Origin of the sequence: Paenibacillus psychroresistens, assembly GCF_009728935.1 — a bacterium.
GTDB classification, from domain to species: Bacteria; Bacillota; Bacilli; order Paenibacillales; family NBRC-103111; genus Paenibacillus_AC; species Paenibacillus_AC psychroresistens.
In genome coordinates, this window is sequence record NZ_CP034235.1 from 2,608,840 (window position 1) to 2,624,074 (window position 15,235).

Genomic DNA, 15,235 nt, shown 5'->3' on the forward strand with positions numbered 1-15,235 from the left:
CAATCAGGTAAAAGAAAGGGAAGTGTCGATGAACTACGTTGTCTTGCGAATGATTACTATACTTCTTCCAACCTTAATGATTGGCGGATTTGAATACATTCGCCACGAGGTATTGTTGGATTATATGACGATGGAAACTGGGAATTTTTATATAACCGCACTAACCTTTGTTTTGTCCTATATTTTTGCGAACTGGATGTTTCGTCGTATTGAGCAAAGCAATAAGCATTTAGTGGAGGAACAAGCGCGAAGATCTGTTTATGAGGAGCGTGAGCGACTTGCAAATGAACTGCACGATAATATCGCACAAACGTTATTTTTCTTGCATGTTAAGCTGCAGAAAGGCCATTTGGAGGAAGCAAAAGCCGCTGTATCGGACATCAATAATCAAGTGAGGCAGGCGATATTTAATCTGCGAAGCTCACCAGATGAGGTCACCGATTTCGTTGAAAGGATTCAGTTATGGCTGCAAGAATGGCAGCTAATCACAGGGATTACGGTTACGGATGAATTTAAGCTAGAGGAACGTTATTTCTCCACGATGGAAGAGGTACATCTTCTCAGTATTATTCAGGAAGCCTTTACGAATATACGCAAGCATTCTGGAGCTAGCCAAGTGGATATTTCGCTTCAAGCTGAGCAGAATCAATGGTTTTTAAGAATAAGGGATAATGGACAAGGTTTAGGAGAAGAGCGAATGACCGAGAATAAATATGGAATGCTGATGATGAAAAGAAGATCTGAAGAAATTTCGGCTGAATTAAATTACCAAACAATAGACAAAAGTGGCTTGGAAATTATCGTTAAAGGAACCAAGGAGGTGCAGAAGGTATGAAGCCATATCGAATTTTAATTGTGGATGATCATCCGCTAGCACGTCAAGCTGTTAGAGCCCTTTTGGAGGATGAAGCGGATTATATCATAATTGGGGAAGCAACCAATGGTTTGGATGCGATTAAAGCCTGTGAGCAATTGCAGCCCGATGTTGTCTTACTCGATATTCACATGCCTGGAATGAATGGTCTGGAAACCACACGATTAATTAAAGAGCAGAACGCACGGATTAAAGTGGTCATTCTCAGTGTATCAGACGCTGTTACAGATTTATTCACAGCCATTAAGAATGGCGCCCAAGGATACCTTCTGAAAGATATGGATCCAATGGAGTGGGTAAATTATTTGGGCGCATTGTTGGAAGAGGATTCAGATATTCCTAAAATGATGGCAGATCGTTTATTTTACCGGTTTAAAACAGGGTTAGGGATTAAGGAGGATCCGATTGTCCAACTTTTAACCCCAAGAGAGCATGAGATATTAGCTCTTGTTGCCAAAGGAATTACTAATCGGCAAATTGCTGAATCGTTATTTATTGCTGAGAATACAGTGAAAAATCATATTAAAAACCTCTTGGAAAAGCTTTCTTTCGACAATCGAGTACAATTAGCGGCTTTTGCAGTAAAGAATGAACGGTTATGATAGTGGATTGGGTGGAGTTTGGCCCAACACAGCACTAACTAAGTTCTTAGCAGCGAGAAAAGCCATATCCGTGCGTGTCTTTGCTGTAGCAGAACCAATATGGGGCAAGGCTAGAACGTTGGACATTTGCAGCAATGGATTATCGATATCTACAGGCTCTCGGTCATAAACATCTAAGCCTGCTGCATATATCTGTTTGTTCTGCAGCGCCTCTATTAATGCCGTTTCGTCTACTGTTTTTCCACGAGAGGCATTAATAAAAATCGCGCTGGACTTCATTAGCGAGAATTGCTCTTTTCCTATTAAATGGGTGGTTTCCTCTGTTAATGGCGTCATCAATAGAATAAAATCAGAGGTACGAAGCAATTCGTTCATCGGCTGATAGATTACTCCGAGATTTGTTTCAGCATCTATCTTGCGATTGCGATTGTAATATTGAACATTCATCAGGAAACCGAGCTTAGCTCGGCGAGCAATGGCTTCACCAATTCTCCCCAACCCAATAATGCCTAATGTAGCATGATGGACGTCTAAGCCAAATAAGCTTTCGTCATCACCTTGCTTCCATTTACCTTGTTTAACATATTGATCAAGCTCTGCCGTTCTGCGAGCAGCGCCAAGAATTAAGGAGAATACTAGATCGGCTACTGTCTCATCCAATACCTCAGGTGTATTCGTCCCAATCACTCCACGGGCTTTCATCGCGGTTAAATCCATATTGTTGTAGCCTACGCTTATATTGCTTACGACTTTTAAAAGCGGGGCATGTTTAAGTAATTCTTCATCAATTTTGCCGCCAGTGGTTAGCAAGCCTTCCGCCGCGGCAAGCAGCCTCAGCATTTCTTTACGTGGCATAGCTTCGTTGGTTGATGATTTAAGAATCGTACAATGGCTCGCAATATAATCTTCTACTTCGGACGGAATGGGTCTAGCGATTAATACCGTTGGCTTCATGCGAGCATCTCCTTAAATGGTAGGGGTATACTGCTAACAGGGGGAATGTAACAAGTTGTCCGTTAGCAGTGTTAGTCGTCTCTTGTTACATTGTGTCAAAAAGAAGGCTTGTGTGCAAATGTATTTTTTTCGGGTATTATGTTAGAATATTTAATTAATGAGAATGAGAAATTAGTAGGGGGAAATATAAATGACTAAGCTTAGAATAGGAATTGTTGGTTGTGGGTCTATTACCAAGTATCGTCATGCACCAGAATATGCACATAATGATGCTGTTGAAATTGTTGCATTTTGTGATCCGAATGTAGAACGTGCGACTTTGATGGCAGAAGAATATGGCGGTAAGGTTTATGCAGACTACCTGGAAATGTTCCATAATGAAGAATTAGATGCAGTAAGCGTCTGCACACCAAATTTATACCATGCACCTATTAGCATTGCTGCAGCTCGTGCAGGTTTCCATGTGCTCTGTGAGAAGCCTATGGCTGCTTCTGAGGCTGATGCTCTAAGAATGATTGCAGCGGCTAAGGATAGTGGTGTAATCCTTATGGTGGGCCATAATCAACGGCTAATGCCTGCACATCAGAAAGCGAAGGAAGTTTTGCTAGTTGGTGATTTGGGTAAGGTACTTACCTTCCGTACAGCCTTTGGCCATCCTGGACCAGAGAGCTGGAGCGCAGACGGCAAAGAAAGCTGGTTTTTCCAAAAGGATATTGCTATTGTAGGTGCCATGGGAGATCTTGGCGTACACAAAGCAGATTTAATCCGCTGGCTCTTGGATGATGAAGTTGTAGAGATTAGCGCATTTGTTGAAACCTTGCATAAAGAGGATACGGAAGTAGACGATAATGCAATTTGTATCATGCGAATGGGCAAAGGCTCGATTGGCACCTTAACAGCCAGCTGGACCTATTATAAAGGCGAGGATAACAGTACCTTGCTTTATTGTGAGAATGGTGTGATCAAAATTGGTACAGACCCTGTAGATCAAGTGATTGTAGAGCGAACAGATGGTACAATTGATAAATACGATGTAGGTGCTATGTCTACCAATACTGGACAAACACATAGCGGGGTTATTGATTCTTTTATTTATAGTATCTTAACTAACACGCCTCCAGCCATTACTGGGGAAGACGGCATGAAATCATTGAAAGTGATACTTGCCGCGTTGGAATCAGCTGCTTCTAAAACGCTAGTCTCCATTCACTAGTGTATCTGAAAAGCACAATCGAATAGTAAAACTAAAACCATCGAAGCCAATAAGAGCCTCGATGGTTTTTGCAATTCCTTTGCTGTACAAATTCCTTATCTGAATTAAAGACTTAACGATTTACGCTAAAAGTAATGGCTTGTCTGTCCCCAATAATTTGGTGGTCGTTGCCAACAAGACCAACAAGAATCGTGTGCTCGCCTTCAGCTATATTCTTAATGACAGTATGCTTGGGGTCGATATAAACCTTCATAGCGTTTTTTGCTTCTGTAGAAGTTGTATCTAACCAAATATGGATATGTCCTTCCCCTGCTTTTGCTTCAGGGTTATCGCCGTAGTTAACTATATCCAGTTTATTTACTTCTATCGCGAATTTTAAATCCTGTGTTGTAACAATATCACCGTTTTTCAAACCTGTAATGGAGAAAACAGCACTATCCGCATCTGCTTCATTGGCAGTGCTCTTCGCTGTTGGCTGCGGAGTAGGGGATGCATTTTCCGATTTAGGTGGCTCTGAATTAGTTGCTGCATCTGTCGCGTTCCCACGTTTGACCATAAACGTAATAATCTGTGTAGTTGTTTCCGTAGATGGCTGATGATCCGTACCCACAAGCTTGACCGTTAGAATATGCTGGCCAGCTTTCAAATTAGAGAGGAGGATATGCTCAGGATCCTTATCAATTTGGACGGCAGCGCCTGGATCGGTTGGATTCGAATCCAGCCAATAATGAATATGGCCTTGATTGGTATCAGGTGTATGCTCTGTGTTACGATCTACTAAGGTGAAATTGTTAAGTTGAACCTGCAGGTTAACCTCATCATTAGCAATGATATCACCGTTATGCAGCCCTTCTATTTCAAAAGAAGGTGTCGTTGTTGTCGCTTTTGCAAGAGTGTCTTTATCTGCCATAGTGGGCAGAGGTGTGGAAGCAGATGAGGATTGTGGTGAGACAGTAGCGGGAGCAGTTGCTGTACAGCCTGAAAGTATTACAAGCAAAAGCAGTGAACCGAGTAAAACTGATTTGTTATTCATGATCATTTTCCTTTCACAATAGAAATTATTTGTATAATGCTCATAATTTCCACGAAAAAAGGCAATGTCCTCTTATTGGAAAGCCATTCGACAAAGGTTCTTATAATGCAATCGAATGCCTTATAAACCTACAAATTACAAATTCACCAATCACAGCAGAATGAGCTTCAAAGTAAATTATTATAGTTCTCCCCTCAAAAAAATATAGAATAACTTTATAACTGAGTGTAAATCATGTAAACTAAGAGTATATCAACGGGTTGGGAGATAAAGTATGACTAAAGTCATGATTGTTGACGATGCTGCCTTTATGCGAAAGATGCTAAGTAATATTGTGACCCAAGGCGGTTTTGAAGTTGTATGTGAAGCAAAAGATGGCTTAGAAGCAGTAAATTTATTTACACAATATCTCCCTGATATTGTTACGATGGATATTACGATGCCGGAAATGGACGGATTAGAGGCGGTTACGGAAATATTGAAGCAATATCCATCAGCTAATATTATCATGTGCTCAGCAATGGGGCAGCAGAAGATGGTATTGGATGCCATTCGGGCAGGAGCTAAAGATTTTATTGTCAAGCCTTTTGAAAAGGAACGCGTAATTGAAGCTATATTGAGTGTACTGAGTAAATCAAATTAATTCATGAAGATGACTCTAACCTTATGTATTTAACAAGAATATATTCAATTTATCATAGGAGCATCTTACTTTCATACCTAAATTTAGTATACAAAGATAATAAGAACATATATGAGTGAGTAAAAAACAAGGATATAAATGTCAAAATGCGAACACATTCGTCCTTGGCGAATGTGTTTTATTTTGCCAGATAACTATGAAAAGGGGCTCTGATTTTTGATGCATCAAAGTAAACTATGGATTCCTACATTAAGAGAGGTGCCTTCCGATGCGGAAGCCAAAAGTCACAGCCTCATGCTGAGAGCAGGCTTGATTCGGCAATTGGCAGCTGGGATTTATAGCTTTTTGCCGCTAGGCTGGCGTGTATTAAACAAGGTTTCTCAAATCGTTCGTGAAGAAATGGATCGTATTGAAACCCAAGAGGTTCTCATGCCAGCCATGCAGCCAGCAGAGCTTTGGCAAGAGTCCGGCCGATATGCCGTTTACGGGGATGAGCTTATTCGATTTAGAGATCGCCATGATCGCGAATTTGCTCTAGGACCCACTCATGAGGAAGTAATCACGACCCTTATACGTAATGAAATTAGCTCGTATAGGCAGCTGCCTATTAGCATATATCAAATTCAAACCAAATATCGTGATGAACGAAGACCACGGTTTGGACTGCTGCGAGGCAGAGAATTCCTGATGAAGGATGCTTATTCTTTTGATGCAAGCTGGGAAGGTTTGAATGAAACCTATTGGAAAATGCATGGAGCCTATTGCCGCATTTTTGATCGTATTGGTTTGAATTATCGAGCTGTTGAAGCAGATGCCGGGGCTATTGGCGGCAGTGGGGAGACGCATGAATTTATGGCTTTATCTGATATTGGCGAGGATACCATTATTAGCTGTGTGGAGTGCGATTATGCGGCAAATTTAGAAAAAGCAGAATTCTTTCAGTCACAAGAGACGGCGACAGAGTCAGATAAATCCCCTGCATCATGCTATGAAAAAATTCATACACCTCAAACACATACTATTGAACAGCTTGTTCAATCACTTGACCGGACTGCTAATTCCTTTATTAAAACGCTTATTTTTGTTGCGGATGGTGAGCCTATTGCTGTTTTAGTAAGAGGAGATCATGAAGTTAATGAAACTAAAGTGAAAAATTATTTGGGTGCAGAAGAGATTGAATTAGCTAATGCGGATATTGTCTTGAATGTTACAGGAGCTCCATTTGGTTTTGCAGGTCCGCTTAATTTAGCTATACCACTTCTAGTCGATCGGGAAGTTGCTGGGATGACAAGCGGTATCGTCGGAGCTAATGAAGTCGACTACCATTTAATAAATATTCAACCGTCTCGTGATTTTTCAATTGAAGAGATTGGTGATTTCCGAAATGCCAATCAGGATGATGTGTGTCCACGTTGTAAAGGCAACTTGCATTTTTCTCGTGGAATCGAAATTGGGCATGTATTCAAGCTGGGAACCAAATATAGTGAAAAGCTAGGCGGAAAGTTTCTAGATCAAACAGGCAAAGAGCAATGGATGATTATGGGCTGTTATGGCATTGGTGTTTCGCGGTTATTATCTGCAATCGTGGAGCAGAGCAATGATCTGAATGGCATCATTTGGCCGCGATCTATTGCCCCTTATCAGGTCCATCTGATTCCTGTCTCCGTTAAGGATTCAACCCAAATGGAGCTGAGTGAATTATTATACTCACGTTTGATTAGTGCAGGAATCGAAGTCCTGATTGATGATCGTGATGAACGTCCGGGAGTGAAGTTTAAAGATGCTGATTTAATCGGTATTCCTATTCAGGTTATCGTAGGGAAGCTGGCGGGTGATGGGTTTGTTGAGTTTAAAGAGCGCCGTACACCTGCTGATAAAATAGCTATATCTATTGAAGATGCTTTTTTGAGAATAACGGAGCTTATTAATAGCTAGACCGTCATTAAATGCAAAAAGGATAAAGCGCCAGATGTTTTGGCTGCTTTATCCTTTTTGCTTTTTAGTACCCTGGCACATAAGGCGGCGGTGAAGCAGGGTAAGGACCATATCCATCGCCGTAGGGCTCATAAGGGCCATAGGGCTGGTAAGGGTAATAAGGCTGCTGATAATAGGGATATAGGGGATAACCAAAAAAAGGCGGGTAAAATGGTTCAACTGGATGAAAGGGCTGGTAAGGATGAAAGGGCTGATAGGGATGAAAAGGCTGAAAAGGCTGGAAAGGATGAAACGGCGGCCTTCCTATGGGACGTTGATCAATTGACATGCAATCACCTTATCTCTCCATATGGGTTTACATTTTATCATGGAATTCAATATGAGTATTCTTTACCACTGTATGTGCATTTACCTAGATGTGTGAGGCCTAGAAAGCCAATTATTAAATCGATGAACTATTTTCTTAAGGAAAATTTTAGAATTGTTTAGCGGAATTTTAGAAATGTTTAGATGGGCTTTAGATTTGCTTGAGAAGCGCTTAATAGCTGGGAGGTAAGATGATAGAGGTAGAGAACAAACTCGGAGAAGAGCGAATAGCATCAAGCTAACTGCTTAATATTCGTAATGCTCTCACTTAATCTAAGGAGGCAATCGCAATGAAGAAGAAAACGGTTTGGATGGGTCTTGGTGGTGTCGCAGGTAGTATTTTGTTAGTAACCTCTGTATATGCAGGGGTAGGGGATTACGCCGGCTATGATGCTTACAAAACAGCATTAAAGCACACAAGCACGGCACAGAGTGTTACCGGGGCGTTCAATCTATCGGTAACCGACAACGATAAGTCAATTGTAGCGCTTAAATCTACACTTAAATTCGACTCTGTGAATCAACATTCGAGTGGTAAGGTTGAAGTGAAGAGCGCAAACAGTCTTCAACAATTCGAGTTATACAACCAAGACAATCAAGAGATCATCAAACGTGGGGATAGCGAGGTTTACACTATCTTGAATATGGGTGATAACAAGCACAATAAACGCCAGGAATGGAAGAAGCATCAGCCGAACAGCGAAATCGCCAATGAAGCTGAGAATGTGATTGATTCACTGGTTGGCAAGCTTCGTAATGAAGTTAATTTGCAGACTAATGAAGATGGATCCAAACAAATTAAGGTAGAGCTTAAGGGTACGCAATTACCGACAATCGTCAATTCAATTACTTCTATTTTAATTAAAAATGGTGGTCAAAGCCTTGCTGAGAATGCAGCGCATAAGGAAGATTTACATGGTCTCTTGAATACAGATTTCCTTAACGAGCTGCCTAAGCTTGTGAAAGACATTTCCATTCGTTCCATAGAATTAACCGGTGATATTACGGCTGATGACAGCTTGGATCACCAGAACGCACAGTTAACGATTTATGGTAAGGATGCTGCTGGCGTTGGGCATGAGCTTGAATTTGATTTCGACATTACATTGAGCAATCAAGATAATACTGTGCCAGATGTAATAGATTTAACGGGTAAACAGGTGCAAAACCTGAGCCTGAAAGAATTAGCAAATCAGGATAATAACTAAACCAAGAAGGAGTGGAAGGCATGGAATATGTAATCGAAGTCAGCGGACTCACCAAAAAATATAGCAATAATCGCGGCATAGAGAATATGAGCTTTAACGTAGCCAAAGGTGAGATTTACGGCTTTTTTGGTCCAAATGGATCGGGAAAAACTACGCTTATGAAAATCCTCACGGGGTTATGTAAAGCAGATAAAGGTCAGGCCTTATTATTCGGTTATGATATTTCTTCACAGTTTGAGCTGGCCATGGCACAAGTAGGCTGTTTGATCGAAACAGCCGATGCCTATACGTATATGAGCGGTTATCAAAACCTGGTGCTCGCAGCTAGATTCTATCCAAGCCTTCCGCGTAAACGTGTAGATGAAGTACTCGAGCTAGTTGGATTAGCACCCTTTGCCAAAGAAAAGGTAGGCCACTACTCACTTGGGATGAAACAGAGGCTAGGATTAGCCTCTGCCCTGCTTTCTTCACCTCAGCTAGTCATCCTCGATGAGCCAACCAATGGAATGGATATTGAAGGTATGGTTGATGTACGAGAAACGATTATTCAGCTAGCAAGGGAGCAAGGAATTACTTTCTTTATTTCCAGTCATTTAATCCGCGAGATGGAGTTAATGTGCAGTCGAATCGGCATTGTCAATCAGGGTAAGTTTCTAAAGGAAGCTAGCCGAAGTGATCTCTTGGAAAGTCCACATGAATCCTTAGAACAATATTTCTTAGCCCAGATTGCCGAAGAGCGGGAGCGTGTTTCTTATGTATAGTTTAGTGGCTAATGTTGTTAATGAGACCGAGAAACAGTTTTGGAAGAAGAAAACCGTGTTCTTTCTGATCTTATCTGCGCTCATACCTCTTGTTGGAGCGTTGTTAATCGCTAGTTTCCAGAGTAAGCTAGGAATTGCATCGATAACGGCTGCTGATTATCCTATCTTAGTACTAGGCTTATTCACTAGCTTTATCTTACCGCTGTTTGTATTTATGGCAGCAGCCGATTCTTTTGCCGGGGAAGCTTCCTCAAACACATTAAAAATTGTCTTATTACGCCCGATTTCACGCTTTAAAATCTATGCTTCCAAGCATATCTCACTCGGTATCTATACTATGTTATATTTAATTGCTGCAGGAATTTCTTCGATATTGTCCGGATTGTTCTTTAGTGTGAAAGCCGGGATGCCACAAGGGATTTTGGATGCACTTCTTGCTTATATCGTAGCGGTCATCCCGTTTATTGCTTTAACCTGTATTGCGGTTTTAATCGCTCAATTTACCCGCAGTGGAAGCGGTGCGTTAATCATTTGTATCATTCTTTACATGGGGATAAAAGCTGCTTCATTTTTCTTGCCGCAAGTTTCCTTATATTCATTAACCTCCTATACGGATTGGCATGTACTATGGTTGAGCAGCTCAGTTGCACTGGGGAAATTAATAAGTATCTTTATGTTTATAGCGGCATGTAGTATATTGTGTTTTACGGCTGGATTTTATTTCTTTGATAAAAAAGAAGTCTAAGGAGCACATGTATGTCCATTCGCGTTCGGTTACTTTTATCCTATCTGGCTATGCTATTGATTCCCTTATTTTTATTGATTATTGGTGTAGTGATAGTGGTCGTTGCTTTTTTCGGTGATTTGCGCGGCTTATATCATTTTGATTTTCGTCAGCAAAATCCGTTAGCAACATTTATCCAGCAGCAGGAAGAGGTTTTCACAGAAATTAAGCAGCTGGCTTCACTTGATCCCGAATCTCTGATTAGCAATGAAACTAAGCTGGCTAGCTGGAACCGTAGATTAAAGGAAATTAATATGGGGATGGTTGTAGAGAAGAATGATGAAGTAGTTTATTCCTCACCTTCGATTAATAAACCTGCTTTCCTAGAGGCTGTAAAGAGCATGGGCGAGCGAAAAGCAGATGAGAGCCAGCTCACACGAAATTTTATTGAACAATTTTTTGTTTCGAGCCACTACGATTTTAAATATGCGGATCAGAGCAAAGGCAGCGTTTTTATTGTCACAGATGTGAATCCATTAGGGAAATTCGCAGGTAAATATTTATTCATTCTAGTCATCTCTTTATTATTGATTTTACTGATTACCAATGGTTTGTTGACTTACTTCGTATCACGTAGTATTGTCCGCCCTTTGAAAGCTTTAAAACGAGCGGCAGAACAAATTAAAGAGGGCAATTTAGATTATGTGGTCAAATCGAACTCCAAGGATGAAATCGGAGAATTATTCATGGCCTTCGAACAAATGCGCGGTAAGCTGAAGTATTCAGTTGATCTGCAATTACAATATGAAGAGAATCGCAAAGAGCTAATATCCAATATATCCCATGACCTAAAGACACCCGTAACCAGCATTAAAGGCTATGTTGAAGGCATTCTGGATGGAGTTGCCGATACACCCGATAAGCTTGATAAATACATTAAAACGATTTATGCCAAAGCTACAGATATGGATCGTTTAATTGACGAGCTCTTTTTATTCTCCAAACTCGATTTACACAATGTGCCGTTTCATTTTGAAAAGGTGGATCTGGTTCGTTTCTTGGAGGATTGTACAGAGGAGCTGCAGTTTGATTTCAATGAAAAAGGCATTTTGCTTTCTTTGGATTTACCGAAGAATGCCGCTTTTCAGGTGGCGGTTGACAGAGAGAAGCTAAAGCGAGTAGTGCTGAACATTCTCGAAAACTCTGTAAAATATATGGAACAGCCGCAGGGGCTGATTACGATAAGATTAACGGATCAAGAGGAGTGGGTGCTAATCCAGATTCAAGACAACGGACAGGGGATAGCAGACGAAGCTTTACCGCATATTTTTGAACGTTTTTATCGGGCAGATCCTTCAAGAAACTCAAAAACGGGTGGCAGCGGCCTAGGTTTAGCGATCGTTAAACAGATCATTGAGGGGCATGGCGGTGAAATCAGAGCTACTAGCGTGCTGGGTAACGGAACAAGTATTTTCTTCACGGTAAAAAAAGCTTGAGAAGAGAGAAGGATGATGAATATGAGCAAAATTCTAATTATTGAAGACGAATTAAGCATTGCTGAGCTGGAGCGGGATTACCTTGAGATCAATGGATATTCAGTGGATATGGAGCACAGCGGGGATAAGGGCTTAGCGAGAGCATTGAACGAATCCTATGATTTAATTATTCTCGATTTAATGCTGCCCAAGGTAGATGGCTTCGAGATTTGTCGCAAAATTCGTAGTCAGAAGGATACTCCAATCATCATGATCTCTGCGAAAAAAGAAGATATTGATAAAATTCGTGGTCTAGGCTTAGGGGCAGATGACTATATGATCAAGCCATTCAGCCCAGGTGAAATGGTGGCACGCGTTAAAGCTCATCTGGCTCGTTATGAGCGATTTATTGGCAATCGCGAGCATAAGCATGACGAAATTCGTGTGCGCGGCTTGTTGATTGACAAAACCTCACGCAGAGTTCATGTGAATGAAGAGGAGGTTGCTTTTACGACCAAGGAGTTTGAACTGCTAAGCTTTCTGGCTGTAAATCCAAATCGGGTCTTCAGTAAGGATCAATTGTTTGATCGCATTTGGGGCATGGATTCGTTTGGCGATATTAGCACCGTCACCGTCCATATTCGTAAAATACGTGAAAAGGTCGAGCTTGACCCTTCCAATCCACAATACATTGAGACGGTTTGGGGCGCAGGCTATCGGTTCCAGCTTTAATCGCCGACGTAATCATAATTCGGATACACATATTGCGATTTAGCTGGGGTGGTTTTCTCGACTTTATCAGCAACCAAGGTCATAATCTCATTGCCGCGATAAGTTGATTTATTGATGGTTCCGGTAATTTTGACCCATGTATCTTTCGCGAGCTTTTGACCTTGGTCGAATTTAACCATCATGCCAAAAGGCGAGCCATCTGCTGTACAGCATTGAATCGAAAAACGTGCAACAACAAATTGATTATCCTGCATATCATCCTCGCGATAGACAAAACCGCTAATCTCGATTTTTTTGCCAATGAAATTATTCATGAACATATCCAAAGAGGTGAGGGTCTCAATAAAGCCTTCCTCTTTAACCTGAATTAGGTCCTTCTTATATAACTTCATCCCAAGTTGAGCAAAGCCCTCATCATATTTATCAGACTTAAACAGTGCTTTTAATTTAGGATCTATCTCAGCCGCGGTTGGAATAACCGATGGTTTATTAAGCGTGACGCTGTTGCTGCTAGTTAGCGAGCTGCTTAGATTAACACCTCTTTTTGCAGCTAAAGCACTGCCCATCGCACTGTTTGGCAGTAGAAAGCCTAATAACAAAGGTAGAATGAATAGACTGTATGCCGCAGTATTCCTAATTATCGAACGAGAAGGCGGGTGATCGCACTCGCAGTCCACTTTTCGCCCCATATAGGAATTAATTGCCAGAAAAATCTGATAAACAGCGATGGCATAGAATCCAATCGCAGACAGCTTTACATAAATTATATTTCTTGGAGCAATATAATAGAGAATGTTGTCGGACTTGACTAAATAAAGAATATACATGGCAAAGCCAGTTAAGATGGCTGCTCTTAGACAATAATGGCCTGTCAAACTACGTTTTTGTTCCACGGCGCATCCGCCTTTCTTTTAGAAAATTAAGCGTTCAAATATTAGGGAACCGATGAGCACGGTGATGACGATTAATCCCGACAAGAGAAGCACAAATTTAGCTTTAAATACAGAGAGCAGCATAAGGGTACCTTTAAAATCCAACATAGGACCAAACACGAGAAAAGTCAGCAGCGAGCCTGTCGTAAAAGTGTTAACAAAAGAAGAAGCTACAAAAGCATCCGACGTTGAGCAGAGTGACAGAATATAAGCAAAGCCCATCATGAATATGTGAGAGCCCAATCCATCATGACCGATGGAAACCAAGCTTTCGCGGGCCACAAAGGTTTGAATAATTGCCGTGATTAAAGAACCAAACATTAAATATTTGCCCATTTCAAAAAACTCATCCGATGCATGACCCAACAAAGAAAACAGCTTGTTGCTGTGGCTTTGTCCGTGCTCATGGCTGTGATCATGTGTATGGTCATGTACATGAGCTTGTTCGCCAGAGTGAGCATGTGAATGTAGAACTTCGGCAGTGACACGCAGAACGTTGCCTTTCACGAAGCGATAAATGATAAGACCAATGACAGAGGCAACGACGAAAGCCAATGCCATACGGGAATAAGCAATTTCAGGTCTTGAACGAAATGCCATAAAGGTAGCAGCATACACAATAGGATTAAGAATGGGTCCAGTGAGGATGAAAACAACGGCTACATAAACGGGCATGCCTTTTTTAATTAATCTGCGAACAATCGGAATCATGCCGCATTCGCACACAGGGAATATAATTCCGATCAAACAAGCAAATAGAATGGCTAAGAATGGATTTTTAGGAATAATTCGTGTAATGGTTTGTTCAGATACGAAAATCTGTAAGAGTGATGATATTAGAACACCTAGTAGAATAAACGGCAGTGCTTCCAAGATAATGCTTAGAAACATAGTTTTGAAGTTCTGCATATTGGCGCTGCTGATCCACGACATATCGGGTAAATGCTGATTCGTCAGCAATAGAAAGATATAGATAAGGGCACAAATGAAGATAAAATAGAGGCTGGTATTATAGATAGTTGTTCGCAATACACAAGACTCCTTTAATAGAGATTAGCATTCATACAGTATAGACTATGCTAGAAAAGGTGTATATAGGACAACATGTGCCAACAGAAAAAGCTGCAGATAGCCAAAGGCTTCTACAGCTTAGTCAGATATTATATGGCGGATCTATAAAATGATGAAATTAAAGAAGGTCATAAGGCTAATTAAGAACGACATACCCCAACGCTTTTGGAGATATTCACGTCCACGATAAAGCCGGGTCTTAACTGTTGTGATCGGCATGCTAAGCCTCTCGCTGATTTCTTGAATAGATAAATCATGGACATAATATAAAGTAGCAATCGCCTTATATTTATCCGACATTTTATTGATGACCTGCGTAAGCTGATCTTGCAATTCGGTTTCCATTAAAGCCATTTCGGGGCTTTTATCTTCACTGGATAGAATACCGTAGTGGTTCAATTCATCTTCACCGGCGATCTCGGCATCCAATGAATAGGTCGTTTTCTTCTTTCGCAATAGATCTACACAAAGGTTCTTGCCAATCCGATAAATCCAAGTTGAGAATTTCTGTTTCTCATCATAGCGGTTTAAATTCATATACACGCGCATAAACGTCTCTTGAACGACATCTTCAGAGTCATGCGGATTGTTCGTCATGCGATAAGCGAGTCGATGAATCTTACCTTTGTACAATTCAACCAATTGTCCAAAAGCAGAACGATCTCCTGTCAGTGATAATTTGACTAAGTTTGTTTCCGCATAGCTCATAGAT

General features: G+C 41.0%; 16 protein-coding genes. 10 read left to right on the forward strand and 6 right to left on the reverse strand.

All coding sequences use genetic code 11. From position 1 onward, the window contains the following. The first annotated feature begins 49 nt into the window (after positions 1-49). A complete protein-coding gene (locus tag EHS13_RS11680; protein ID WP_227013896.1) occupies positions 50-835 on the forward strand; it encodes a sensor histidine kinase in 786 nt (261 codons plus the stop codon). Further along, a complete protein-coding gene (locus tag EHS13_RS11685) occupies positions 832-1,476 on the forward strand; it encodes a response regulator (RefSeq protein ID WP_155700521.1) in 645 nt (214 codons plus the stop codon). The genes EHS13_RS11680 and EHS13_RS11685 overlap by 4 nt, the downstream gene beginning before the upstream one ends. On the opposite strand, the gene EHS13_RS11690 is transcribed toward EHS13_RS11685, so the two are convergent. Then, a complete protein-coding gene (locus EHS13_RS11690; RefSeq protein ID WP_155700522.1) occupies positions 1,471-2,430 on the reverse strand; it encodes a 2-hydroxyacid dehydrogenase in 960 nt (319 codons plus the stop codon). The two genes, EHS13_RS11685 and EHS13_RS11690, sit on opposite strands and share 6 nt — an antisense overlap. 190 nt (positions 2,431-2,620) lie before the next feature. On the opposite strand from EHS13_RS11690, the gene EHS13_RS11695 reads away from it, so the two are divergent. Then, positions 2,621-3,643, forward strand: a complete 1,023-nt coding sequence (locus EHS13_RS11695; protein WP_155700523.1) for a Gfo/Idh/MocA family protein — start codon at positions 2,621-2,623, stop codon at positions 3,641-3,643. A 112-nt stretch (positions 3,644-3,755) separates the two neighbouring features. Here EHS13_RS11695 and EHS13_RS11700 read toward each other — a convergent pair whose 3' ends face one another. Then, positions 3,756-4,676, reverse strand: coding sequence for a hypothetical protein (locus EHS13_RS11700; protein ID WP_155700524.1), 921 nt, complete (start codon positions 4,674-4,676; stop codon positions 3,756-3,758). A gap of 274 nt (positions 4,677-4,950) precedes the next feature. Here EHS13_RS11700 and EHS13_RS11705 point away from each other — a divergent pair, with 274 nt between their 5' ends. Both EHS13_RS11705 and EHS13_RS11710 read left to right on the forward strand, forming a co-directional pair. Further along, entirely contained in the window at positions 4,951-5,319 is a 369-nt protein-coding gene (locus EHS13_RS11705) for a response regulator (protein ID WP_155700525.1), read from the forward strand. A 219-nt stretch (positions 5,320-5,538) separates the two neighbouring features. After that, positions 5,539-7,254 carry a proline--tRNA ligase gene (locus EHS13_RS11710; protein ID WP_155705313.1) on the forward strand — a complete coding sequence of 572 codons (1,716 nt, stop codon included), beginning with the start codon at positions 5,539-5,541 and terminating at the stop codon, positions 7,252-7,254. Positions 7,255-7,318: 64 nt separating this feature from the next. Here the strand turns inward: EHS13_RS11710 and EHS13_RS11715 are convergent, their stop codons facing one another. Then, positions 7,319-7,582 (reverse strand): hypothetical protein, encoded by a 264-nt coding sequence (locus tag EHS13_RS11715; RefSeq protein ID WP_155700526.1) that lies wholly within the window; start codon positions 7,580-7,582, stop codon positions 7,319-7,321. Between the two features lie 328 nt (positions 7,583-7,910). On the opposite strand from EHS13_RS11715, the gene EHS13_RS11720 reads away from it, so the two are divergent. From EHS13_RS11720 to EHS13_RS11740, 5 genes are read left to right on the forward strand one after another with little or no spacing between them, the layout of a single operon-like run. Then, the gene (locus EHS13_RS11720; RefSeq protein WP_155700527.1) at positions 7,911-8,828 is read left to right on the forward strand and encodes a hypothetical protein; all 918 of its coding nucleotides are present in this window, start codon (positions 7,911-7,913) and stop codon (positions 8,826-8,828) included. A gap of 20 nt (positions 8,829-8,848) precedes the next feature. Then, positions 8,849-9,589 carry an ABC transporter ATP-binding protein gene (locus tag EHS13_RS11725; RefSeq protein ID WP_155700528.1) on the forward strand — a complete coding sequence of 247 codons (741 nt, stop codon included), beginning with the start codon at positions 8,849-8,851 and terminating at the stop codon, positions 9,587-9,589. After that, positions 9,582-10,334, forward strand: a complete 753-nt coding sequence (locus EHS13_RS11730; protein WP_155700529.1) for a DUF2705 family protein — start codon at positions 9,582-9,584, stop codon at positions 10,332-10,334. The genes EHS13_RS11725 and EHS13_RS11730 overlap by 8 nt, the downstream gene beginning before the upstream one ends. An 11-nt stretch (positions 10,335-10,345) precedes the next feature. Next, entirely contained in the window at positions 10,346-11,809 is a 1,464-nt protein-coding gene (locus tag EHS13_RS11735) for a sensor histidine kinase (protein ID WP_155700530.1), read from the forward strand. A 12-nt stretch (positions 11,810-11,821) separates the two neighbouring features. Continuing rightward, a complete protein-coding gene (locus EHS13_RS11740) occupies positions 11,822-12,520 on the forward strand; it encodes a response regulator transcription factor (RefSeq protein WP_227013897.1) in 699 nt (232 codons plus the stop codon). On the opposite strand, the gene EHS13_RS11745 is transcribed toward EHS13_RS11740, so the two are convergent. From EHS13_RS11745 to sigW, 3 genes are all read right to left on the reverse strand, one after another. Further along, on the reverse strand, positions 12,517-13,413 hold the full coding sequence (locus EHS13_RS11745; protein WP_227013898.1) for a TIGR03943 family putative permease subunit: 897 nt from the start codon (positions 13,411-13,413) through the stop codon (positions 12,517-12,519). The two genes, EHS13_RS11740 and EHS13_RS11745, sit on opposite strands and share 4 nt — an antisense overlap. Positions 13,414-13,431: 18 nt before the next feature. After that, positions 13,432-14,481, reverse strand: coding sequence for a permease (locus EHS13_RS11750; RefSeq protein WP_405083558.1), 1,050 nt, complete (start codon positions 14,479-14,481; stop codon positions 13,432-13,434). 144 nt (positions 14,482-14,625) lie between these two features. After that, positions 14,626-15,231 carry an RNA polymerase sigma factor SigW gene (gene sigW, locus EHS13_RS11755; protein ID WP_155700532.1) on the reverse strand — a complete coding sequence of 202 codons (606 nt, stop codon included), beginning with the start codon at positions 15,229-15,231 and terminating at the stop codon, positions 14,626-14,628. Positions 15,232-15,235 lie beyond the last annotated feature (4 nt).